The organism is Actinomadura sp. CNU-125 (genome assembly GCF_001942465.1).
GTDB lineage: Bacteria > Actinomycetota > Actinomycetes > Streptosporangiales > Streptosporangiaceae > Spirillospora.
Window position 1 is genome coordinate 1 of record NZ_MKJY01000496.1, and the last position, 1,931, is coordinate 1,931.

The following is a 1,931-nucleotide window of genomic DNA, read 5'->3' on the forward strand; positions in this document are numbered from 1 at the left end:
CGTCGCGTACGCCGCCGCCGACTCGACCTCGCCGGGCGCGACCTCATCGGGTCCGCCGACGTCGCCCGGGTCGCCGCCGAACTCGCCGACCTCGCCGCCGCCGCCCTGGAGGCGGGCCTGGCGATCGCCCGCGCCGAGATCCCCGAGCACGCGACCTGCCGCCTCGCCGTGATCGGCATGGGCAAATGCGGGGGCCGCGAGCTGAACTACGTCAGCGACGTCGACGTCGTGTTCGTCGCCGAAGCGCGCGACGGCGCCGCCGAGGACGCCGCGCTGCGCACCGCGACGAAACTCGCCGCCGCCACCATGCGCGCCTGCTCGGCCAGCACCGAGGAGGGCTCCCTCTGGGAGGTCGACGCCGCGCTGCGCCCCGAGGGCAAGGCGGGCCCGCTCGTCCGGACGCTGGCCAGCCACCGCGCCTACTACGAGCGCTGGGCCAAGACGTGGGAGTTCCAGGCGCTGCTGAAGGCCCGTCCCGTCGCGGGCGACGCCGACCTCGGCGCCCGCTACGTGGAGGCCGTCGCCCCCATCGTGTGGGCGGCCGCCGAAGGCGAGGAGTTCGTCGAGGACGTCCAGGCCATGCGCCGCCGCGTCGAAGCCGACCTCAACCGGCGCAGCGCCGAGGCCGAACGGCAGCTCAAGCTCGGACCCGGCGGCCTGCGCGACGTCGAGTTCGCCGTGCAGCTCCTCCAGCTCGTCCACGGCCGCACCGACGAGACGCTGCACAGCCCCAACACCCTCGAAACGCTCGCCGAACTGTCGCGCGGCGGCTACGTCGGACGCGACGACGCGGCCGCCCTCACGTCCGCCTACCGGTTCCTGCGCCGCGTCGAACACCTGCTGCAGCTGCACCGGCTGCGCCGCACCCACCTCGTCCCCGACGACGCCGACGACCTGCGCCGCCTCGGCCGCGCGCTCGGCCTGCGCACCGACCCGATCACCGAGTTCACCGCGCTGTGGCGGCGGCACGCCCGCGAGGTCCGCCGCCTCCACGAGAAGCTGTTCTACGCGCCGCTGCTGCGCGCCGTCGCGCGGCTCCCCGAAGAGGAGGCCCGGCTCACCCCCGAGGCCGCCCGCACCCGGCTGGAAGCCCTCGGCTACAACGACCCGGCCGGGGCGCTGCGGCACATCGAGGCGCTCACCGCCGGGGTGTCGCGCCGCGCCGCCATCCAGCGGACCCTGCTGCCGGTCATGCTCGGCTGGTTCGCCGACGCCCCCGACCCCGACGCCGGGCTGCTCGGCTTCCGGCAGGTCAGCGACGCCCTCGGCACCACCCCCTGGTACCTGCGGCTGCTCCGCGACGACATCACCGTCGCCGAGCGCATGGCGTGGGTCCTCGGCGCCAGCCGCTACGCCACCGACCTGCTGCTGCGCGCCCCCGACGCCGTCGCCATGCTCACCGGCGACGCCGAACTCGTGCCCCGCCCGCACGACGCCCTGCGCGCCGAGGGCGAGGCGGCCGTCCGCCGGCACGCCGCGTCCCCCGGCGCCGACGCCGGGACGGTCGCGACCGCCGCCGCCGAGCAGGCCGTCACCGGCGTGCGGGCGCTGCGCCGCCGCGAACTGTTCCGCGACGCCGTCGCCGTCCTGCTCGGCCTCGCCGACGTCACCGCCGTCGGCGCAGGCGGTTCACCGACATCGCCGCCGTCACCGTCGAGGCCGCCCTGCGCGCCGCGACCGACGCGGTCGAGGCCCGCACCGGCGAACCGCTCCCCACCCGCATGGCCGTCGTCGCGATGGGCCGCTTCGGCGGCCGCGAACTCGGCTACGGCAGCGACGCCGACGTCATGTTCGTCCACGACCCGTATCTTCCCGGCGAGGACGAGCGCGCCGCCGACCGCGCGGCCCGCGCCGTCGCCGAGGAACACGCCGCTGCTGTCGCTCCCCGCCCCCGACCCGCCGCTGGCGATCGACCCCGACCTGCGCCCCGA

The 1,931-nt window shown here is 76.8% G+C and carries 1 pseudogene; it reads left to right on the plus strand.

The window, feature by feature from the left end:
* Positions 1-1,931 (plus strand): annotated as a pseudogene (locus BJF79_RS38670) (bifunctional [glutamine synthetase] adenylyltransferase/[glutamine synthetase]-adenylyl-L-tyrosine phosphorylase); the annotation flags it as partial.